The sequence below is a fragment of the Stappia sp. BW2 genome (assembly GCF_008107695.1).
GTDB lineage: Bacteria > Pseudomonadota > Alphaproteobacteria > Rhizobiales > Stappiaceae > Roseibium.
Genome location: NZ_VIRG01000054.1, coordinates 95,342 through 115,275 on the forward strand (window position 1 = coordinate 95,342; position 19,934 = coordinate 115,275).

At 61.2% G+C, this 19,934-nt stretch carries 15 protein-coding genes; 8 read left to right on the top strand and 7 right to left on the bottom strand.

The genetic code is table 11. From position 1 onward, the window contains the following. Window positions 1-13: 13 nt before the first annotated feature. Together FMN63_RS06515 and FMN63_RS06520 are read right to left on the bottom strand one after the other, a co-directional pair. Window positions 14-2,368, bottom strand: coding sequence for a YbcC family protein (locus tag FMN63_RS06515; protein ID WP_148583153.1), 2,355 nt, complete (start codon window positions 2,366-2,368; stop codon window positions 14-16). Between the two features lie 15 nt (window positions 2,369-2,383). Next, window positions 2,384-3,946: a proton-conducting transporter transmembrane domain-containing protein gene (locus FMN63_RS06520; protein ID WP_148583154.1), complete on the bottom strand. Its 1,563-nt coding sequence runs from the start codon at window positions 3,944-3,946 to the stop codon at window positions 2,384-2,386. Between the two features lie 105 nt (window positions 3,947-4,051). Here FMN63_RS06520 and FMN63_RS06525 point away from each other — a divergent pair, with 105 nt between their 5' ends. Further along, window positions 4,052-4,936 (top strand): LysR family transcriptional regulator, encoded by an 885-nt coding sequence (locus FMN63_RS06525; RefSeq protein ID WP_148583155.1) that lies wholly within the window; start codon window positions 4,052-4,054, stop codon window positions 4,934-4,936. Between the two features lie 103 nt (window positions 4,937-5,039). Here FMN63_RS06525 and FMN63_RS06530 read toward each other — a convergent pair whose 3' ends face one another. The 3 genes from FMN63_RS06530 to FMN63_RS06540 are packed head-to-tail and all read right to left on the bottom strand — an operon-like array spanning window position 5,040 to window position 10,853. Further along, the gene (locus FMN63_RS06530; protein ID WP_148583156.1) at window positions 5,040-6,545 is read right to left on the bottom strand and encodes an efflux transporter outer membrane subunit; all 1,506 of its coding nucleotides are present in this window, start codon (window positions 6,543-6,545) and stop codon (window positions 5,040-5,042) included. Between the two features lie 10 nt (window positions 6,546-6,555). Next, window positions 6,556-9,693 (bottom strand): efflux RND transporter permease subunit, encoded by a 3,138-nt coding sequence (locus FMN63_RS06535; RefSeq protein ID WP_148583157.1) that lies wholly within the window; start codon window positions 9,691-9,693, stop codon window positions 6,556-6,558. Further along, window positions 9,693-10,853, bottom strand: coding sequence for an efflux RND transporter periplasmic adaptor subunit (locus FMN63_RS06540; protein WP_148583158.1), 1,161 nt, complete (start codon window positions 10,851-10,853; stop codon window positions 9,693-9,695). The genes FMN63_RS06535 and FMN63_RS06540 overlap by 1 nt, the downstream gene beginning before the upstream one ends. Before the next feature lie 213 nt (window positions 10,854-11,066). On the opposite strand from FMN63_RS06540, the gene FMN63_RS06545 reads away from it, so the two are divergent. Further along, window positions 11,067-11,753, top strand: a complete 687-nt coding sequence (locus tag FMN63_RS06545; RefSeq protein ID WP_162529996.1) for a TetR/AcrR family transcriptional regulator — start codon at window positions 11,067-11,069, stop codon at window positions 11,751-11,753. A gap of 18 nt (window positions 11,754-11,771) precedes the next feature. Here the strand turns inward: FMN63_RS06545 and FMN63_RS06550 are convergent, their stop codons facing one another. Further along, the gene (locus tag FMN63_RS06550) at window positions 11,772-12,935 is read right to left on the bottom strand and encodes a patatin-like phospholipase family protein (RefSeq protein WP_148583160.1); all 1,164 of its coding nucleotides are present in this window, start codon (window positions 12,933-12,935) and stop codon (window positions 11,772-11,774) included. Window positions 12,936-13,323: 388 nt separating this feature from the next. Between FMN63_RS06550 and FMN63_RS06555 the strand changes: the two genes are divergently transcribed. From FMN63_RS06555 to FMN63_RS06570, 4 genes are all read left to right on the top strand, one after another. Continuing rightward, on the top strand, window positions 13,324-14,688 hold the full coding sequence (locus FMN63_RS06555) for an MBL fold metallo-hydrolase RNA specificity domain-containing protein (protein ID WP_205513884.1): 1,365 nt from the start codon (window positions 13,324-13,326) through the stop codon (window positions 14,686-14,688). 144 nt (window positions 14,689-14,832) lie between these two features. Next, window positions 14,833-15,762, top strand: a complete 930-nt coding sequence (locus FMN63_RS06560) for an ABC transporter substrate-binding protein (protein ID WP_209000978.1) — start codon at window positions 14,833-14,835, stop codon at window positions 15,760-15,762. Further along, the gene (locus tag FMN63_RS06565; protein WP_148583162.1) at window positions 15,759-16,439 is read left to right on the top strand and encodes a L,D-transpeptidase; all 681 of its coding nucleotides are present in this window, start codon (window positions 15,759-15,761) and stop codon (window positions 16,437-16,439) included. Before FMN63_RS06560 ends, FMN63_RS06565 begins: the two co-directional genes overlap by 4 nt. Window positions 16,440-16,472: 33 nt before the next feature. Beyond that, the gene (locus tag FMN63_RS06570) at window positions 16,473-16,799 is read left to right on the top strand and encodes a hypothetical protein (protein ID WP_148583163.1); all 327 of its coding nucleotides are present in this window, start codon (window positions 16,473-16,475) and stop codon (window positions 16,797-16,799) included. Window positions 16,800-16,816: 17 nt separating this feature from the next. Here FMN63_RS06570 and FMN63_RS06575 read toward each other — a convergent pair whose 3' ends face one another. Continuing rightward, a complete protein-coding gene (locus tag FMN63_RS06575) occupies window positions 16,817-17,476 on the bottom strand; it encodes a GntR family transcriptional regulator (protein ID WP_148583164.1) in 660 nt (219 codons plus the stop codon). 543 nt (window positions 17,477-18,019) lie between these two features. Here FMN63_RS06575 and FMN63_RS06580 point away from each other — a divergent pair. Beyond that, on the top strand, window positions 18,020-18,979 hold the full coding sequence (locus FMN63_RS06580; protein ID WP_148583165.1) for a dihydrodipicolinate synthase family protein: 960 nt from the start codon (window positions 18,020-18,022) through the stop codon (window positions 18,977-18,979). Then, complete coding sequence (locus FMN63_RS06585; protein WP_148583166.1) at window positions 18,970-19,902, top strand: 4-hydroxyproline epimerase; 933 nt, start codon at window positions 18,970-18,972, stop codon at window positions 19,900-19,902. Before FMN63_RS06580 ends, FMN63_RS06585 begins: the two co-directional genes overlap by 10 nt. The last annotated feature ends 32 nt before the right edge of the window (window positions 19,903-19,934 follow it).

The window sequence follows — 19,934 nt, forward strand, 5'->3', positions numbered from 1 at the left end:
CGGCCACTGTCTGTTAGTGCGTCCAGGTGCCGCCAGGCTGATACCGGGCGCTCATCTGCCCGTCCCTGAGCGCGAAGAGGTGCAGCCAGCCGTTGTCGAACAGCATCCGAACCTCCGGGTGCACCTCCAGAACGTTGGAGATCGCCTCTGTGGGGGCTTCGATCAGAACCGAAAGGCGCAGCGAGGCGTGCATTCCCTTTTCGCCGTCGTGCAGGGCCTGTGCGGGAAGTCCGGGCCGCAGACGGCCGCCATTGCCTTCAACGACACCGATACCGCCGACAACATTGTGAATGAGCTTGTTGCCACCACCGAAAACATCCGGGGCGACCGCTGAGCCATAATATTGAAGGCTGATCCAGTTCGCGACGACAACAGGTGCTGTCAGGACAAGCTCAAGTGTCTTGAAATTCTCGTCAGACTGCCAGTCGTAACTGTGCAGGAACGCCCGGCCTCCCAGGTTCGCTTTCGAGGTTACATTCCTGGGGGCAGCGACAAATGCCGCGCAGCCGGCCAGGCCCCACTCAGGCCTTATTTCGGCCCAGTTGGACGCTCTGGCCGCCACGGAAGCAGGTTTGACACCCGGCAGGCGCAGGGCGCGTTCCGCCCGGGCTTCAACGCCTGCCCGCTTCAGCCACGTCTTCAGAAGGTCGTGCCCGTCGATCTGGCCGGGGTGGTCCTTGTCGAACAGCGTAACTTCGTCGGTCGTCGTGTCGTGGAGGGCCGCGACAAACCAGGTGTCGTCCGGCAGTTCGATGCCATGGCCGGCAAGCCCCGCGCGGGTCTCCGTGTCGTTCAGCAGGTTTGCAAGCAGCCGTGCCGAGACTTCTCCCGAATAGCCGCCGCACGCGCCGCAATGGTAGGCGCTCTGATGAGGGTTGTTTTTGACATTGGCTCCGTGTCCGACCAGGAGCACAACCGGCGCATGATCTTTTGTCAGGCTCATGGCCTTCAGAACCGCAGCGGCCGTTGCCGCCTTGGTTTCGGCATCGAGCGCCGGATCGAGCCTGGGCGCGGGAGGGCAATCGGCCCTTTTTGCGTGGAAGCCAAGGGAGTCCTTTATCAGCTTGGTCACATATAGCGGGCCTGCGGCCTCCACATAGGCGAAGGACGAGACGGCGGCCTGGCGAAACCTGTCCAGTGCCCGTACGGCCCGCGCACCGATGCGTGCCGTCTTTTCCTCTTGCGCAGCGCCGTGGCTTGTCGAGGTGAGCGCCGGTTTCAGCAGCACCGGCAGGTGGTTTTCCTGAACATCCGAGCCGTGGTCCCGGTGGGCGGCGGGCAGGCCGAAGAAGCCGGCAAAGCCAAGTGTTTCGATCGAGGGGCTCTGGTTCTCCAGTGCCCGCCGGAAGACTTCCGAGCGTACGTCGATGCAGAACGCCGCTTGAAGGGCTGGCCGGGTGCCGGTGCTTGCAGCCGTGTTGGTCAGGCTTTGGCCAAGAGACCGCTGGTAGGCCCGTTCGGCTGCATCCTGCAAAACGGCGTCGACAACCTGATCCTGCGTCGGAACAAGAGGGGCCTCATGGAGCTGCAAAGTGGCTTGCCATTGTTCGGCAACGGCCGGGAACCGGTTGAAAAGCGCTTCTTCCCAGATCAGCCGCACCGCCAGAAGGTCGCCAAGCGTTCCATCCGTCTTGCCGTCCTGTTCGGCCTGCCAGAGCAGCCAGCGCGCATGCTGCGCCCAGCCACCTAAATCCATCAGCAGCCGGTGAAACACGGTCTCGGCCGCCGGAACGCTGATCGCCAGCCTGCCGGTTACCTGCAGGATGGCTTGCTCGGAGGTATCCGGCGATGCGGTTACATGCGAGCAGAAGCCCGGAAGACCTGCGATTTCCGGTGTCAGGTCGCGGCTCGCCCAGGACCGCCAGGCAGAATAGGCGCCTTCACCTGGAGCCGGAGACCAAAGCGCCTGCCCACGGTCGAAATAACCGGCCGCCCAGAGGCCGACCGACTTTTCGATGATCGATGGCCAATCGATGCCCGAAACCGAAGCTGCGAGATCGGCAATCGTCGGTGCCGCCGTCGGCACGGGTGGCTCCTGCTGGAGAAGCGCCTTCAGCTGTGCCAGATCCTCCGGCTTGGTGTCGGCGTTGCTGGCTGCGAGGGCAGCAAGCAGGTCTGTGTCAGTGATGCGGCCACTGGCGACATCGGCGGCAAAGCTGCTTCTGGGCCGGGTCAGGCTGACGCCTGCTGTTCTGGCCAGCCGCACGGACGCCTCTACGAGATCTTCCCCGGTCTGTCCGAGGAACGGATTGACGGCAACGGTTGCGTCCAGGGGAAAGGCCGGCGGGATCGCCCGAATGGCTGCCGTTCCAGACGCCAGGATGTCTGAAACCCGCGCCGAGGCGAATTGTGTGTGTTTGATAAACATCTGTGCTGCCTCGTCTTACTTGGATTTCGCAACCCGGTATCCGCCGATGAAGCGGTCCAGGAGCGCGTTGAGGTAGAGCCCGTTGGCGATGTGAACGCGCAAGCCGGACGTGGACGGGTGATGGGACCAGAGAGGAAACAGCGTCTGGGCCACGGCGACGACGCCGAAGGAAAGAACCGCCAGGACGATCAGTGCCCATTCAAGCGGACCGGCGACCGGCGCCTTCGGCAGGGCTGCGCCCCACAGCAGGTTGGCGACTTGCTGGAAGCCGAAATAGGCAAAGGCAACGACGATGGCAGACAGCGACGTGCGGTACGTCAGATCGGCGGGGGCTGCGTCTGCGAGGCCCTGGGCGACCAGATAGGCCACGCCGAAGATCAGCATCGCTCCGATGGCAAGCGCCTGAGGGGTCTTTGGTCCGGCGACCATCGAGAAGGCGACGGAAACAACCGCATAGAGGAAAAGGGCGATTGCGAAGGACCGCAGAACGTTGGCAACGCTCGGGACCGCGATGGGGCCGGGCCGCCGCAATTTGGCAACCGCCAGAACGGCGCCTCCGGAGGAGAGAAAAGCGTGCGCCTTGTAGAGGGAATGCGCCACCACGTGCAGCAGCGCCAGCGGCCACAGGCCGAGGCCACATTGCAGCAGCATGAACCCCATCTGGGAAATGGTGGACCAGGCAAGGGCAGTCTTCACCGCGCTCTGGGTCAGCATCACCACGGCCCCGAAAAGTGCGGTGAGGCCGCCGAGTGCGACGAGCGCGCCCATGGCGCCGGGACTGGCCTGAACCAGATCGGCCGTTCTGATCAGCAGGAACCCGCCGGCATTGATGATGCCGGCGTGAAGAAGGGCGGAAACCGGGGTTGGTGCTTCCATGACCTCTGTCAGCCATCCGTGCAGGGGGAAGGCGGCGGTCTTCAGGACAGCTGCCAGCACCAGAAAGGTGACGGCCAAGTGCTCGGTCAGTGACAGGTGGGTGCCGACGATTTCAGAGAGCTGCCCGATCTGGGTCGAGCCGGCGCTGAGCATGAACAGTCCAGCGGCCAGCAGCAGGGACATATCGCCCGCATGCCAGACAAGCGCGAATTTGGTTGCCGCCCGTTGGGCGGCGGCGCGCTGCGGGTAGAACAGCAAGAGCCTGCGCAAGCAAAGGCCGATCCCCACAAATCCCAGCAGCAACACCAGTAGGCTGCCCGACTGGACAACCATCAGGACAGCTGCCAGGGCGCTGAGCATCAAGCCGTGGAAAGTGCCCTCGCGCGCTTCGCCGTCGAGGTAGGTCCGGGAATAGCGCATCACCACCCAGCCGATGAAAGCCACCAGCAGCGTCATCGTCACGCTGATCGCATCGAGCTTGACGGCAAGCGCGAACGGACCTTCGAACAGGACCGCCTCGGATGCTCCGGAAATCAGAAGCTGCGTAAGGCCAGCAAGTGCGATCAGAAAGGCGATGAAAGCGCTTGCTTCCGAGATCTGGGGATAGGACCCCGGGCGGCGGCCGGGGCGCACTGTCGACAGGGCAGCAGAGGCCAGCAGAAGCATCGGGGCCAGAAGGGGCAGGGGAAACATGTGCGACATGGGAACCTCACGGGCGCTGAAAGACGTCGTGGGTATACCGTCTCGCTTTCTTGCAAAAAATTACATATTATCGTCAAAACCGTTCTATTCTTTGAAAGTGTTGTCGTGCTGAACCTTCATCATCTTCGGCTTTTCCGGGCAGTTGCGCGGGATGGAACGTTGACGGGCGCAGCCCGGGTGCTGAACCTCTCGCAATCGGCGCTTTCCTCGCAGATAAAGACGTTGGAAGCCGCCCTTGGTCACGACCTGTTCGAACGGCGCGGCAGAGGTCTCGTGCTGACGGAGGCCGGCCGGATCGCCCTTGATCACGCGGAAGCGATCTTCCGCACCGCGGATGACCTCACGGCGACGCTCCGCAACACCGGCACAGAGCGCAGGGCTTTGCGGGTCGGCTCCCTTGCAACGCTGTCGCGAAACTTTCAGATCGGTTTTATCGAACCCCTGATCGGGCGTTCGGATGTCGAAGTGGTGCTTCGCTCTGGAGCGCAGGGAGACCTTTTGAGGGCATTGGAAGCGCTGGCGATTGATGTCGTTCTGACAAACCTTGTGCCGGCGCGCGATGCATCCAGCCCCTATCTGGTGCATGGGCTGTCCGAGCAGCCGGTCAGCCTGGTCGGTCCGGCGACCGCGACTGGACTTGTCGGGCGGCCGATGCCGGAGCTGCTGTCGTCCCAGCCGTTGATCCTGCCGACACCGGAGTCGGCCCTGCGGGCCTCCTTCGACGCGATGGTGGAGCAACTGGGTCTTGCCCCGAAAGTTGCCGCGGAAGCCGATGACATGGCGATGATCCGCCTGCTTGCCCGTGCGCATGCGGGGCTTGCCGTCATTCCGCCGATCGTCGTCAGAGACGAACTGGCCTCCGGGCGGCTTATCGAACTGGGCAGGCTGGAAGGGCTCAAGGAGGAGTTCTTCGCCGTTACGCTGCATCGGCGTTTCCCCAACCCGCTGGTCGCCGATTTGCTGAAGGCGTTCAAAAGCAAAAAGGACTGAGCAGGGGCGGCTGGCCCTTGCTCAGTCCTGGTTGTTTCGAATTTGGCCGAAAGGCCTTTCCTCCGATGTCTGTTCGACAAAGATCGGAATTATCAACGCACCCTCAGTAAGCCACGGACAGATGCGGGCCGGTGTTCTTGTCGACCACTTCCGGCTTGTCGGTTTCCACCTTGCCGGTCCAGCCGCCGCCAAGCGCTTTTTGCAGGGCGATGTAATAGGTGGTCAGGCGGACACGGCTCTGGATGAGCGTGTCCTGGGCGGAGTAGGTCGAGCGTTCCGCGTCGAGAGCGTCAAGGAAGCTGGCCGCGCCGGTCTGATAGAGCGATCTGGACAGTTCCGCCGCCGACTTGAAGTTCGCTGCTGCGCGCGCCTGGCTGGCGACGCGTTTGCGTTCCTGTGTGAGGCCGACAAGTGCGTTTTCGACGTCTTCCAGCGCTGTCAGAACCGAAGCCTGATAGGCGAGGAAATATTGGTCGCGCTGGGCTTCGGCAATCTCCACGCCTGCCGCCAGTTTGCCGGCATTGAAGATCGGCACGGAGAGGGACGGGCCAAAGGCCCAGCTGATCGACGAATTCTTGCCGAGATCGCCGAAATCGGCTGCCGCCGTACCGATGGAACCGGTCAGGCTGACGGAGGGATAGCGCGCTGCCGTTGCCTGTCCGATCTTCGCCGTCGATTCCGCAAGCTTGCGTTCTGCCAGGCGTACGTCCGGGCGCGTCAGCAGGATGCTTGCCGGAATACCGACAGGGATCGGCAGCTTCGGTGTCGGAATACGGCTGCTTTTCAACAACTGGTCGGTGAGCGCGGTTGGCTGCTGACCGGTCAGGACGCTCAAGCGGTGCATGGAGGCGGCGAGAGCCGTCTTCAGGGCCGGAATATTGGACTCGGTCGATGCTGCCTGGCCTTCCGCATTGGCAACGTCGAGACCGGAGGACGAGCCTGCCTGGAACCGCTTGCGAATGAGGTTGGCCGAGGAATGTTGCGACCTTGCAGTGTCCTGCGCCAGTTTCACCCGCTGCTGGAGACCACGGGCCTCGACATAGTTTGTGGCAAGGTCGCCGATCAGGGTCAGGAGGCTTGCCCTCAGCTCTTCCTCGGCAGCGTCGAGACCGTATTTGGCAGCTTCCCGCGCCCGGCGATTGGCGCCGAAGATGTCGATCTCCCAGGCCGCATCGAAGCCGCCGTTCCACAGCGTGTTGACACTGTCGGACCCGCTCGATTTGGACCGGTTCAGTCCGGCCGCGCCGTCAAGGCTGGGAAAGAGCGAGGCGGAGGCCTGCTTGTAGCTGGCCCGCGCTTCGCGTACCTTGGCCTTGGCGGTGCGGACGTCCAGGTTTTTCTGAACCGCGAGCGCAATCAGGCTGTTGAGCTGTGCATCGCCCAGCTGTGTCCACCAGTTGGCAAGCTGAGGCACGGACGCGGGTGTTTCGCTGGTGGTATTGCGCCACTTGCCGGGGACGGAGACGTCCGGCCGCTGGTAATCGGGGCCGACGGAACAGGCGCTCAGCAGTGTTGCCGCCATCAGGCCCGCACCGAGCCGCCGCCAGGTCTTGCGGCGTTGAGAGGGGGCGGCGCAGGCAGGGCCGGTATCAGGTTTGAAAAGGGTCATGGAAACTCTCTCAATGGGCTGTGCTGCCTGTCGTATCGGGAGCGGCTTCGTTCGTCTGTTTGCGGCTGAAGATGCGCCGGACGGTGACGAAGAGAAGCGGCACGAAGAAGATGCCGAGCAAGGTGGAGGAGATCATGCCGCCCATGACGCCGATGCCGATGGAGTTCTGCGCGCCCGAGCCTGCGCCCGTGGCGAGTGCAAGCGGCGTCACGCCCAGAATGAAGGCGAAGGACGTCATCAGGATTGGCCGGAGCCGCTGACGGGCGGCATCAAGCGTTGCCTCCAGCAGGTCCTTGCCCTGGCGTTGACGTTCGATGGCGAACTCCACGATCAGGATGGCGTTCTTCGCCGCCAGCCCGATGGTCGTCAGCAGGCCGACCTTGAAGTAGACGTCGTTGGTCTGTCCGAAGATGAGCGCTGCGGCCAATGCGCCGAAGATACCGATGGGCACCGACAGCATCACCGCGAAGGGGATCGACCAGCTTTCATAGAGCGCGGCAAGACACAGGAACACGATCAGGATCGAGATTGCATAAAGCGAAGCGGCCTGATCACCCGATAGCCGTTCCTGATAGGACAGGCCGGTCCATTGGTGAATGAAGCCTGTCGGGAGCTGGGAAACAAGCGCATCGACTTCCGCCATGGCATCGCCCGAACTGACACCGGGAGCCGCCTGGCCCTGCAGTTCCACCGCGGACGCGCCGTTGAAGCGCTCAAGCCTTGGTGAGCCGTAGGCCCAGCGCGAGGAGGCAAAGGCGTTGAAGGGCACCATGTCGCCATTGGAATTGCGAACGTGCCACAGGTTCAGGTCGGACGGCTGCATCCGAAACGGAGCATCGGCCTGAACGTAGACCGGCTTGATGCGGCCGCGGTCCATGAAGTCGTTGACGTAGTCGGAGCCCCAGGCAATCGACAAGGTGTTGTTGATGTCGGGGATGCCGAGGTCGAGCAGGCGCGCCTTTTGCGTGTCGATGTCGACCTTGAACTGCGGCTGGTCTTCCTGGCCGTTGGGCCGTGTCGCAGCCAGTTTGCCGGACTGGGCGGCCATGCCCAGAAGCTGGTTGCGAACTTCCATCAGCCGCTCATGACCGGCGCCGTTGATGTCCTGCAAGTAGAAGGAAAAGCCGTTGGTGTTGCCCATGCCCTGAATGGCAGGCGGGGCAAGCGCGAACACGCGAGCGTCCTTGAGCTGCGAGAAGGCCCCCATGGCGCGCCCGGCGACGGCCTGGGCGGCAAGTCTCGGGTCTTCACGCTCGGTGAAGTCCTTCATGCGGACGAAGGCAAGGCCGACGTTCTGGCCCTGACCGCCGAAACCGAAGCCGGCGACGGTGAAGACGCTGTCGACCGCATCCGGTTCGTTTTCCATGAAGTGGGTGCGCACCTTGTCGAGCACGCTCAGTGTCCGGCCCTGGGTGGCGCCCACGGGCAGGTTGACCATGGCAATCAGAATGCCCTGGTCTTCCTGCGGCAGGAAGGAGCTCGGCAGGCGGTTGAACATCCAGCCCATGGCAACGCCAATGGCGATGAACAATACGAGAAAGCGCTTGCCGCGTTTCAGGATGCCGCCATTGGCTGCGCGATACCCGTTTGCACTGGCATCAAAGCCCTTGTTGAACCAGGCGAAGGGGCCGCGACTATGGCCGTGATCGCCCTTTTTCAGGATGGTCGCGCAGAGCGCAGGCGTGAGGATGAGGGCAACGAACACCGACAGCACCATGGCCGAGACGATGGTGATCGAGAACTGCCGGTAGATGATACCGACCGACCCGCCAAAAAATGCCATCGGCACGAACACGGCGGACAGCACCACCGCAATGCCGATCAGCGCACCGGTGATTTCCTTCATGGATTTGCGAGTGGCCTCGCGAGGGGGCAGGCCTTCCTCGGCCATCACGCGTTCGACGTTTTCCACCACGACGATGGCGTCGTCCACCAATAGCCCGATGGCAAGCACCATGGCGAACATCGTCAATGTGTTGATCGAATAACCGAACAGGGCGAGAACCCCGAAGGTGCCCAGCAGAACCACCGGCACGGCGAGTGTCGGAATGATGGTCGCGCGCAGGTTCTGGAGAAAGAGATACATCACCAGGAACACCAGCACGACCGCTTCCAGCAGCGTGTGAACCACCTTCTCGATGGAGAGCTTCACGAAGGGGGTGGTGTCATAGGGGTAAACCACCTCGACCCCGGCGGGCAGCGTCGAGGACAGCCTGTCGATGGTGTCGCGCACCCTCTCGGCGGTGTCGATGGCGTTGGCGCCGGTCGCGAGCGAGACGGCAAGGCCGGAGGCCGGCATGCCGTTGTAGAAAGCCGAGGTGCTGTAGCTTTCGTTGGCGACTTCCACCCGGGCCACATCGTTGAGGCGGACCACCGAGCCGTCTTCGGAGCTTTTCAGAATGATGTCGCGGAACTGCTGGGCCGTCTGCAGGCGGCTGGAGGCTGTGATGGTCGCGTTGAGCTGCTGACCTTCGACCTGAGGAAGGCCGCCGAGCTGACCGGCGGAAACCTGGGTGTTCTGGGCCTGAATGGCGGAGCTGACATCGCTCGGCATCAGGTTGTATTTCAGCAGCTTCGTCGGGTCGAGCCAGATGCGCATGGCATAGCCGGAACCGAACAGCCGGGTTTCCCCGACACCCTCGACACGTTTCAGCGTGTCGTTCAGCGTGTTGTCGACATAGTCGGCAATGTCGGTGGAGGTCAGGCGTCCGTCGGTCGAAACGAAGCCAAGCACCATCAGGAAGCCGGAGGTCGACTTGGTAACGGTGATGCCGGTGTTCTGCACGATCTGCGGGAGCTGGCTGGAGACGAGCTGCAGCTTGTTCTGCACCTGCATCTGGGCAACGTCCGGATCGGCCTTGGACGAGAATGTCAGCGAGATCTGGGCCGAACCGGTGTTCGACGAGGTTGCGGTCATGTAGTCCAGATAATCGATCCCGGACATGCCCTGCTCGATCACCTTGGTAATCGAGTTTTCAACCGTCGCTGCATCGGCGCCGGGATAGTTGGCGCTGATGTTGACCGTGGTCGGCGCGATCTGCGGATATTGTGAAACGGAAAGGGTGGTGATGGCCAGTGCGCCTGCCAGCATGGTGACAATGGCGATAACCCAGGCGAAAATCGGCCTGTCGATGAAGAAAGCTGACATCAGTCGGAAGTCTCACCCGTGTTTTTCACCGCCTCACCGCGGCTTTCCACCTCCCCGGTTGCTTCGTCAATGGTCACCAGAGTACCGGTGGCTTCCTGGCCTGCCCGCACGAACAGCGATCCTTCAACGATGACCTTGTCTCCCTGCGAGATGCCCTCGTTGACCAGCCAGTTGTTGCCAATGTCGCCTTCCACCCTGAGGACGCGTTCTTCCACCTTGCCGTCCCGGGTGAGAAACAGGGCTGTCGGTTCACCCCTGGCATTGCGCGACACCGCGCGCTGCGGCACCAGGAAGGAGTTCTGGGCGATGCCCTCCTCGACAATCGCCTGAACGTACATGCCCGGCAGGAGAAGCCGGTCGGGGTTCGGGAACTCAGCACGCAGCGTATAGGTGCCCGTGGTCGGGTCCACGTGCGCTTCCGAGAATTCCAGCTTGCCGGTTTCCGAGTATTCTTCACCCGTCTCCAGCAGCAGACGCACCCGTACGTTTTCACCGGACAGCTTGATGCGGCCTTCGCGCACAGCCTTGCGCAACTTCAACAGGTTGGTGCTCGACTGGGTGACGTCGACATTGATCGGATCAAGCTGGCGGATAATGGTCAGTGGCGCCGGCTGGCTGGCAGTCACCAAGGCGCCGACATTCAGCGTCGACGCTTCGACGCGGCCTGAAATCGGTGCCTTGATCACGGTGTTGTCGAGATTGATCCTTGCGGTTTGCACGCTGGCTTTCGCCGAGGCAATGTCTGCTTTCGCCTGGGCGAGGGCCGCCTTGGCGTCATCCAGCTCCTGCTTGGCGACCGCGTTCTGCGTGATCAGTTCCTCGTAACGTTCAACCTTGGTCCGGGCGCTCGGCAGAGCGGCTTCCGCTCTTTGCAGGGCGGCCAGGGCGCTGTCGTGCGCTGCCTTGTAGAGATCGTCCTCGATCCGGTAGAGCACGTCCCCGGCGCTTACCTCGGTGCCTTCCTTGAACAGCCGCTCCTTGATGATACCGCCAACCTCCGGACGGACTTCCGCATCCAGGGAGGCCGCAATCCTGCCCGACAGCTTGGCGGTGATTGCCACCGATTCCGGTTGCAGTTCAACGACACCGACTTCCGGCTTGGGCGCGGCACCTCCCATCTGCTGGGCTTGAGCACCACCGGACGCCAGGCTGGAGGACATCAGAAAGGCGAAAAGAAAAGCACGAAACGGCTTCTTCGCTGAGCACAGGAACGCAGTGCTCGAACCGAGAGGGATACACGTCATTTCCGGGAGGAACCTCGTTGGTCGCAAATGCTGAGGAGCATTAGAAAACTCCTGAGTACCATTATTATGTCAGAGGTTCCCTAGTCAATCGAAATTCGGTATTTGTGCGTATTGAGGGGAGGAGACATGATGAGCTCTTCAGGAAATACAGACGTAGCAACGGAAACCTGTCCGGCGTGCCAGGACGATGGCGCTGAACAGCGGCAGCGTGGACGCCAGAAGGTTCACGACGAGGCAACGCTGAAAGCGCGTGTCGTCGAGATTGCTTTCAGCACGTTCCAGAAACATTCCTACAACGGCACCACCATGGCGCTGGTCGCCAAGAACACCGGTATCTCGAAGCGAACACTCTACGAGCTGTTTCCCTCGAAAATCGAACTGTTCGCGGAACTTGCCATGCGCCACCGCGCCAACCTCCTTGATATTCCGGCGGGGCGGGAGGCCGAGACGCTTGAAGAGGCCCTCAAGGCGCTTTTCAAGGTTGACCAGAGCGACGAAAAACATCTTCAGCAAGCTGCCGAAATGCGCCTGTTCTATGTGGAGGCCGTCGCCAACGAGGAGCTGGGCGTGCTTTTGAGAAGGGCCTGCGGCAGCGAACTGCATGACGTGGTGACGGCCTGGGTGGAGGAGGAAGTCGCGAAGGGCCGGATCGTGACCCAGTCTTCCCGGGACACCGCGAAATATCTTCTGGATGTCCTCATCGCGGCCCGGCTGTTCCGCCCCAGGGCGCCTGACGTGATCACCGGCGTGTCGGATATTCGGACTTATCTCAACCACACGATTCAGCTCATCCTGAACGGCCTGCTGCCACGCTGACCGTTCAGGGGGAGTGATTCAGGAGGCCTTTGCCTTTCGCAGAGGAGCGGCATCCGGTCGTTGCAGCCATTGGCTGAGGTCCAGGGTAGACCGCCGCCCGAGTTGCGCGCCATGGTGTTGCAGGAACTCGTCGGCCGCACTGCGGCCTTCCTCGCGCAATTGCTCCAGAAAAGGCCAGGTGGAGTTGAGCTTCGACTGGTCGCTGTGGCCATTCATGACGGCACCGGCAATGCGGTGGACCCGCAGATCGGCGATGGAGCTCGTGGGGCGGTCGGCTTCACCCGTGGAGCCGGATCGTCCCGCACTTGCAGTACGTCCGGTCAGGCTCGGCAGGAAACCCGGCCGGACGGACGGCGCTTTTGTGCCGGCCTGGTGCTGCAGTTCAGCCAGAAGCCGCAATTCCTTTATCAAGGGCGCATTGAAGGAAATCTCCTTTTCACGCGCGGCGATCTGCCGGGCATCCTGTGGCAGGGCAACGCGTTCGGTCGGGCTGGTCTGCACCAGCAGCAGGTCGGCATCCCCCGATTCCAGCACGAGAGGCATCAGGCTGGGATTGCCGGTATAGCCGCCGTCCCAGTAGTGCTCGCCATCGATCTCGACCGCGTGGAAGAGGGAAGGGAGGCAGGCGGAGGCCAGAAGAACGTCGGCGCTGATGGAGTCGTTGGAAAAGATGCGTGCTTCACCCGAACCGACGTGAGTTGCCGTGACATGCAGAGCAATTTCGGAGCGGGAGATTGCTTCGATGTCGATGGTTTCTTCTATGATTTCCCGCAAGGGATTGAAGCCTGCCGGGTTGAGATCGTAGGGCGACAGGAATGACATGCCTGCGCCGAACAGAAATGGCAATTTTTCGAAATCGATCCCCAATCCACCGAGCACTGCCCTGGATGTCGTCATGTTGAAGGGGGTAAACCGGCTGCGCTTGGAAACCGTTTTCCAGAAGCCTGCCAGTGCTGCGCGTGCCTCCTCATGTCCGCCTTTCTCAAGGCCGGTCAGAAGCGCCGCCGCATTCATTGCGCCGGCCGAGGTGCCCGAAAGGGCGTTGATCTGAAGTGTCTCTTCCTCCAGGAGACGGTCCAGGACGCCCCAGGTGAAGGCGCCATGGGCACCGCCACCCTGGAGTGCCAGGTTTACGCGTGTCCTGCGCGCCCTTGAAGGGCTGTGTGAAACGGTCTGTTTCAAGGTCCGTGTTCCTTTCCACGAAGTTTGGTCCCACCCCGAAACGTTTCCTCATGATGTTTTTTGCTTGAGTTAGATGCCCGGCCGCTTGTCAGCGGCGATCGGCGGTAAACCATTCACGGCCTGTCGGTGCATCAGAGCACTAAGATATGTTGCAATGCAGCATTTTTCAATGTGCTCGTTCGCTCAGGCGGAAATTTCCGGCCAGATCTGGTGGTCTTCAACAGGCAAAAAACTGCTGCGCTGCGATATCGCATGACCTCCGTGACAAAGGGACACTTGCGCAAGTTTCTGATTTCATGCATGAATTCAAACTGCCCTTCCCGAACTGTGCGGGCAGGTGAGGCGTTGAACCTGAACCTTTCGCGAACGATGGGGAGAATGCAGCGCAATGAGCGTGAAACTGACTTTTCTGGGCGGTGTTGGCACCGTTACGGGCTCAAAGTATCTGCTCGAAAAGGACGGTGTCCGCGTGCTGGTCGATTGCGGCCTGTTCCAGGGCTACAAGCAGTTGCGGCTCAAGAATTGGGCGCCGCTGCCCGTCGACCCGAAAACAATTGACGCGGTCATCCTGACGCACGCCCATCTGGATCATTCCGGTTATCTGCCGCTGCTGGTTCGCAACGGCTTCAAGGGGCCTGTCGTCTGTACCCAGGCAACACGGGACCTGTGTGCGATCCTTCTGCCCGACAGCGGGTTTTTGCAGGAAAAGGATGCGGAGTTCGCCAACAGGCACGGGTTCTCCAAGCATCGCCCGGCCCTGCCGCTTTACACGAAAAAGGATGCGGAAAAGTCGCTGGACCGGTTCCGGCCGGTGGCATTCAATGAAGCGCACGACATGCTGGACGCCTTCAGCGTCACCTTCCGCAAGGCCGGGCATATCCTGGGAGCGGCCATCGTTGAATTGACCTGGGACGGAACGCGGATTGTTTTTTCCGGGGACCTTGGGCGCTACGGCGATGCGACGATGTTCGATCCGTCACCCATTCGCGAGGCAGATTATCTGCTGGTCGAATCCACCTATGGCAACCGGCGGCATGAAAAGCTGGATGCCGAGGATATTCTGGCCGAGGCCATCACAAAGACGGCCCGGCACGGGGGCACGGTCGTCATTCCGTCCTTCGCCGTCGGCCGGGCGCAATCGCTGCTGTTCCACATCCAGAGCCTCAAGAAGGCAGGGCGAATTCCGGATCTTCCGGTCTTTCTCGACAGTCCGATGGCGGTTAATGCCTCCAACGTCTACGGCAAACACCCGGACGACCATCGGCTTACGGCGGAGGAATGCGACTGGTCGAACGGAGCGGCGCACTACGTTGCGGATGTCGAGGAATCCAAGGATCTCGACCGGAACCGCATGCCCAAGGTGATTGTCTCGGCCAGCGGCATGGCGACCGGTGGCCGTGTGCTGCATCATATGAAACATTACGCGCCCGACCATCGCAACATGATCCTGTTTGCGGGCTTTCAGGCAGCCGGGACGCGCGGTGCGAAGATAACGTCCGGTGCTACAAGCGTCAGGATCCACGGGTCCGACGTGCCGATCCGTGCAGAGGTCGGCAATCTGCACATGCTCTCGGCCCATGCGGATGCGGACGAGATCCTGCGGTGGCTCGGCAATTTCACGCGGCGGCCGAAAATGACTTTCATCACCCACGGCGAACCGGATGCCGCCGATGCTCTGCGCTACAGGATCGAGAGCGAGCTGGATTGGCCCTGCTGGCTGCCTGATTACCGGGAAGACGTTCTGCTGGACTGAGGCCATATCTGCGAACTCCCGCGTTGCAGCGGAGGCTCGGGAATAAATTGCCTTTGCTATTTGCCGTTGCGTAAGATTTGTCCCGGTGTTTATGGTAGAGATCCACGTGCGCAGGGAGTGATGGCTGTGTGGCGTTCAATACTCATGTCCTCGTTTCTGGCGGTTGCCGCCGCCACTCCGGTCAAGGCTGATGCCATCGTCATCGGTGTGCCTGCCTGGCCGTCGGCGCAGGTCACGGCCCATATCATCCACGATGTTCTGAATGAGCGTCTCGGTCTTGAAACGGAACTGCGCGAGCGCGGGACGCTGACAATTCTTGCCGATATCGGCAGGGGCGAAATCCAGGTTCACCCGGAAGTCTGGTTTCCAAACCTGTCGGCGATGGCGACGAGGCTGAGCGAGGAAAAACATGTTCTGTCTCTCAGTCCCAACAGCGTAGCGGCCACGCAGAATATCTGCGCGACACAGGCAACGGTCGAGCAAACCGGCATCAAGGCGGTTGCCGACCTTGCAAAGCCGGAGATGGCGGCGCAATTCGACAGCGACGGTGACGGCAAAGGTGAGATCTGGATTGGTGCGCCAAGCTGGTCTTCGACGGAGATCGAAAGAATTCGCGCGCATTCCTATGGCTACGACCAGACCATGGCGCTTTTGGAAATGCCGGAAGATGTCGCCATGGCGGCCGTCGATGCGGCGGTCTCCTTCGGCAAACCCATGGTCTTCTACTGTTATGGCCCGCATCATGTTTTTGAGCTTCATGACATCGTGACGCTGGAGGAACCGGCGTATGATCCTGCGCGCTGGACAATCGTCACCCGGGCCAAGGACAACGACTGGCTGGCAAAGTCTCATGCTGACACCGCCTGGGATGCCTCCAGTTTCAAGATCGCCTTTGCAACCTCTCTGGAAAGCGGCATGCCGGACGTGGCTTCCTTCCTGTCGAAAATGGAACTGACGCCGGAGGATGTGACCGGAATGAGCTATGCTGTCGTCGTTGAGGGCAAGCCTGCCGAAGAGGTTGCAAGGGACTGGATTGCCGCGAATGCGGACAGGATCGGGGAGTGGACCAAATGATCAAGCTGCCGAGCGCATTTCGCGCCGTCCTGGGCTGGCTGCCAGCCGTTGTCGTGCTGGCTTTTGCCGGGGTGGCGTTGGCGCAATCGTTCCAGACGCAAATCTATGATCCGACGACACGCAAGTGGGTGGATTACACGCCGCGCGCGGCGGCAAAATTCTACAACCGGCACGGCCAGTCGCCTGAGGAGTTCCGGCGACAGGTTGTTACCTTCCGCACGGCGGAAAAGCCCGGCACCATCATCATCGATGGCGACCGGCACTTCCTGTATCTGGTCCAACCCAACTTCCAGGCGATCCGCTATGGCATTGGTGTTGGCCGCGACGGCTTCGGCTGGGCCGGTATCGTCAAGATCGGCCGCATGCAGGAGTGGCCGACATGGACACCGCCGCCCGAAATGATTGCCCGTGATCCGGAATCTGCCAAATGGGCGGGTGGGATGCCGGGCGGACCGGACAATCCGCTCGGTGCCCGTGCGATGTATCTCTATATCGGCAACAAGGATTCCATCTATCGTATCCACGGCACCAATCAGCCCTGGACGATCGGTCTCAACATTTCGTCCGGCTGTATCCGCCTCAACAATGAGGATGTTGCGGATCTCTACAGCCGCGTGGAAGTCGGCGCGAAGGTGATTGTGTTGATGCAGGGGGCCGCGCTTTACAAGGGCGTGTGAGATCTGCCGGTGATGGGTGGGGAGACGAGTGGAATGAACGAGATTGTATCAAGGAAATGTGCCGCCCTTCTTGCTGCGGGGCTCGGTCTTTCCGTGGTTGCGGGCTGCAACACCAGTTCCAATCAGGCCCCGACCGCCGGTGCCGTGCGCTCGTCGGGCGAAACCGCGCCGACGGATCTGCAGCTTCTGTGTGCCTCGAAGACCGCTGAAGAGCTGAAAGTCGCCGGTGGCAATGTTCTGCCCGTCAGTTCCATGCCCTCGGGCGAGACCGCCTATCAGGTGAATCTGACCTTCGACGGCGGGCAGGCGGTTTGCGTCATCGATGAAACCGGCACCGTACAGTCCATCAGTCCCGTTTGAACGGGACCCTGACCAGTTCATGCCTTCGGCAGATGCTTCAGGAGCGAAGCCTTGGCGCCGTGAATATGCTCCCGGATGAGCCTTGAGGCGAGGTCCGCGTCGCCTTTTTCACAGGCTTCCAGGATGGCGAAATGTTCGCGTCCTGCCCGCTCCATGCCGTTGGACATGACCAGCTGAGCCCGTATCTGCCGTTCCACCCGGTCAATCGCGTTGTTGGCGATCTCCTGGAAGAATTTCAGGTCGCTGGCGCTGTAGAGCGTTTCATGAAAATCACGGTTGAGGTCGCCATAGGTCATCGGGTTGGTGGCTGAGGAGAAGGCTGCACATTTTACCCGCGCATCTTCCAGAATCTCCTTTGACATTAGCGGCACCGCATTGCGGATAATTTCCGGTTCCACCAGGGCCCTAAGGTCGAAGACTTCCGCTGTTTCCTTCGGTGAAAGACCCGCGACCACCGCGCCCTTGTAGCGCTGTGTCTTGACGAGCCCCTGTTCCTCCAGCCGCGAAATCGCCTCGCGCACTGGAATGCGGCTGGTGTTGAACAGGCGGGCGATCTCATCCTGCCGGAGAGGTTCCCCTTCTTCGAGCTGGCCCTCGATAATGGCTTTCCGCAGGGCGTCGAACACAATCGACGACGCCGAGGCGGTCGCGGAAATATCCATCGTTTTCAGTTTCATAGGACCACATCTCCTTGAGGCCACGTTTTACGGGATGGGCCCCGATTGGTGAAGCGAAAATGATTTTCAATATTATATATTGAATATTGGATCCAATTTGACCTATCAATGAGTGATGTCGTTGATCGCAAGCAAAGGAAACGGTTCGCGATCCTGTTTCTCGCCGGTGCGTGGCATGGCGCGCCAGGTCTTCCGAAGAGGTGCCATTCCGCAAACTGAAAAAGACGGCCGATGTTCAAGGTCTGCGGTGTTGAGAGTTGCCTTGGTGCGTTTCAGGGGCGGGAATGGCCCTGACACCGAAAAGAGTGTCGTGCTGCCCGTCAAGGATGCGTTGGGGGGGGCGATGGACGTCAGGGGGACATCAAATCAAGGTAGCCAAACTGGATCGGCTACCGGCTTCGGTCTTCGGTCAACCTGAAGCGGGAAACAGGGAACAGCCGAAAATTTCTTGCCAACATGCGCCGGCACGGCGCAACTAGATCTTACCGCCAGACCTCTGGTGCGGGAATTCGCCGTCAGGTCTGGCCTATTCAGGAGTGAATGATGACGTCCAATGTCTTTTCCGGATGCATGCCCGCGCTGATGACCCCGTGCAGGGCCGACCGGTTGCCGGATTTCGATTCTCTCGTGAAGAAGGGCAAGGAGTTGATAGAGGCCGGCATGTCCGCCGTTGTCTATTGCGGCTCCATGGGCGACTGGCCGCTCCTGACGGACGAACAGCGCATGGAAGGCGTTGAGCGCCTGGTGAAGGCCGGCGTTCCGGTTGTCGTTGGAACTGGCGCCGTCAACACCAGATCCGCCGTTGCCCACGCCGTCCATGCGGCAAAGGTCGGGGCGCGTGGCCTGATGCTTATCCCGCGCGTTTTGTCCCGCGGAAGTTCCATTTCCGCGCAGCGCCACCACTTCAGCGCTATTCTGAAAGCGGCCCCGAGCCTGCCCGCAGTGATCTACAACAGCCCCTACTATGGCTTTGCCACCCGCGCGGATCTCTTCTTCGATCTGCGCGGCGAATTCTCGAACCTGGTCGGTTTCAAGGAGTTCGGCGGTCTGGCAGATCTGCGCTATGCGGCTGAAAACATCACCTCACAGGACGATCAGGTGACGCTGATGGTCGGTGTCGACACCGCTGTCTACCATGGCTTCGTCAATTGCGGTGCCACAGGTGCGATCACCGGCATTGGAAATGCCCTTCCGAAGGAAGTTCTGCATCTCGTGGCGCTTTGCGAAAAGGCTGCCGAAGGGCACGCGGAAGCGCGTTTGCGGGCGCAGGAACTGGAAGAAGCTCTGGCCGTTCTCTCCAGCTTCGATGAAGGTCCGGACCTTGTGCTCTACTATAAGCACCTGATGGTGCTGAACGGTGAAGACGAATACCGGCTGCACTTCAACGAGACGGATGCCCTCAGTGATGCGCAGCGCAATTATGCCGAAGCACAGTACAAGCTGTTCAAGACCTGGTACGCCGACTGGAGCACGAAAGGGGGCGTGATTGCCGAATGCGCGTAATCGACAGCCATACTGCAGGTGAGCCGACCCGTGTCGTGCTTGACGGTGGCCCGGATCTTGGATCCGGGACGCTGGCGGAGCGGGCTGCCCGGCTGGAAGCGGAGAACCTCGATTTCTGTGCCTCCGTCGTTCTGGAACCGCGTGGTCACGATGCCATTATCGGGGCTCTGCTGGTGCCGCCGTCCGACCCGGCGTGTGCCGCCGGCGTGATCTACTTCAACAACCTGCAGAACCTCGGCATGTGCGGCCACGCCACAATCGGCCTTGGCGTGACGCTGGCTCATCTCGGGCGGATCGGTCCTGGACGGCATAAGTTTGAAACGCCGGTCGGCGTGGTCGAGATCGACCTGATCGACGCCAACACGGTATCCGTGGTCAACGTCGAGAGTTACCGGCTGGCGAAGGATGTCACGGTCGAGGTTGAAGGGGTGGGGCCGGTCACGGGCGACGTCGCCTGGGGAGGCAACTGGTTCTTCCTGGTCAAGAACAGCCCGATTGCCCTGACGGGCTCGAACATCCGTCCTCTGACGGATCTGACCCTGAAAATCCGAACTGCGCTGGAAAAGGCCGGTGTGACCGGCAAGGAGGGTGCCTGGATCGATCATATCGAACTCTTCGGACCGGCAGAAGACCCGGCCGCCCAAAGCCGCAACTTCGTTCTGTGTCCGGGCGGTGCTTATGACCGCTCGCCCTGCGGCACCGGCTGTTCGGCCAAGCTTGCCTGCCTTGCCGCCGATGGTGCACTGGCCCCGGGCCAGGACTACGGGCAGGAAAGCGTCATCGGCAGCACCTACAAGATCAGCTACCAGCCCGGTCCTGACGGCGGTGTCATCCCCACCATCACCGGGCAGGCCTTCGTCACGTCCGATGCCACGCTGATATTCAATCCGGCGGATCCTTACCGTTCGGGGATCCGCCTTTAGGGACAGCGGGCAGCAAATGGCCTGCGGGCATG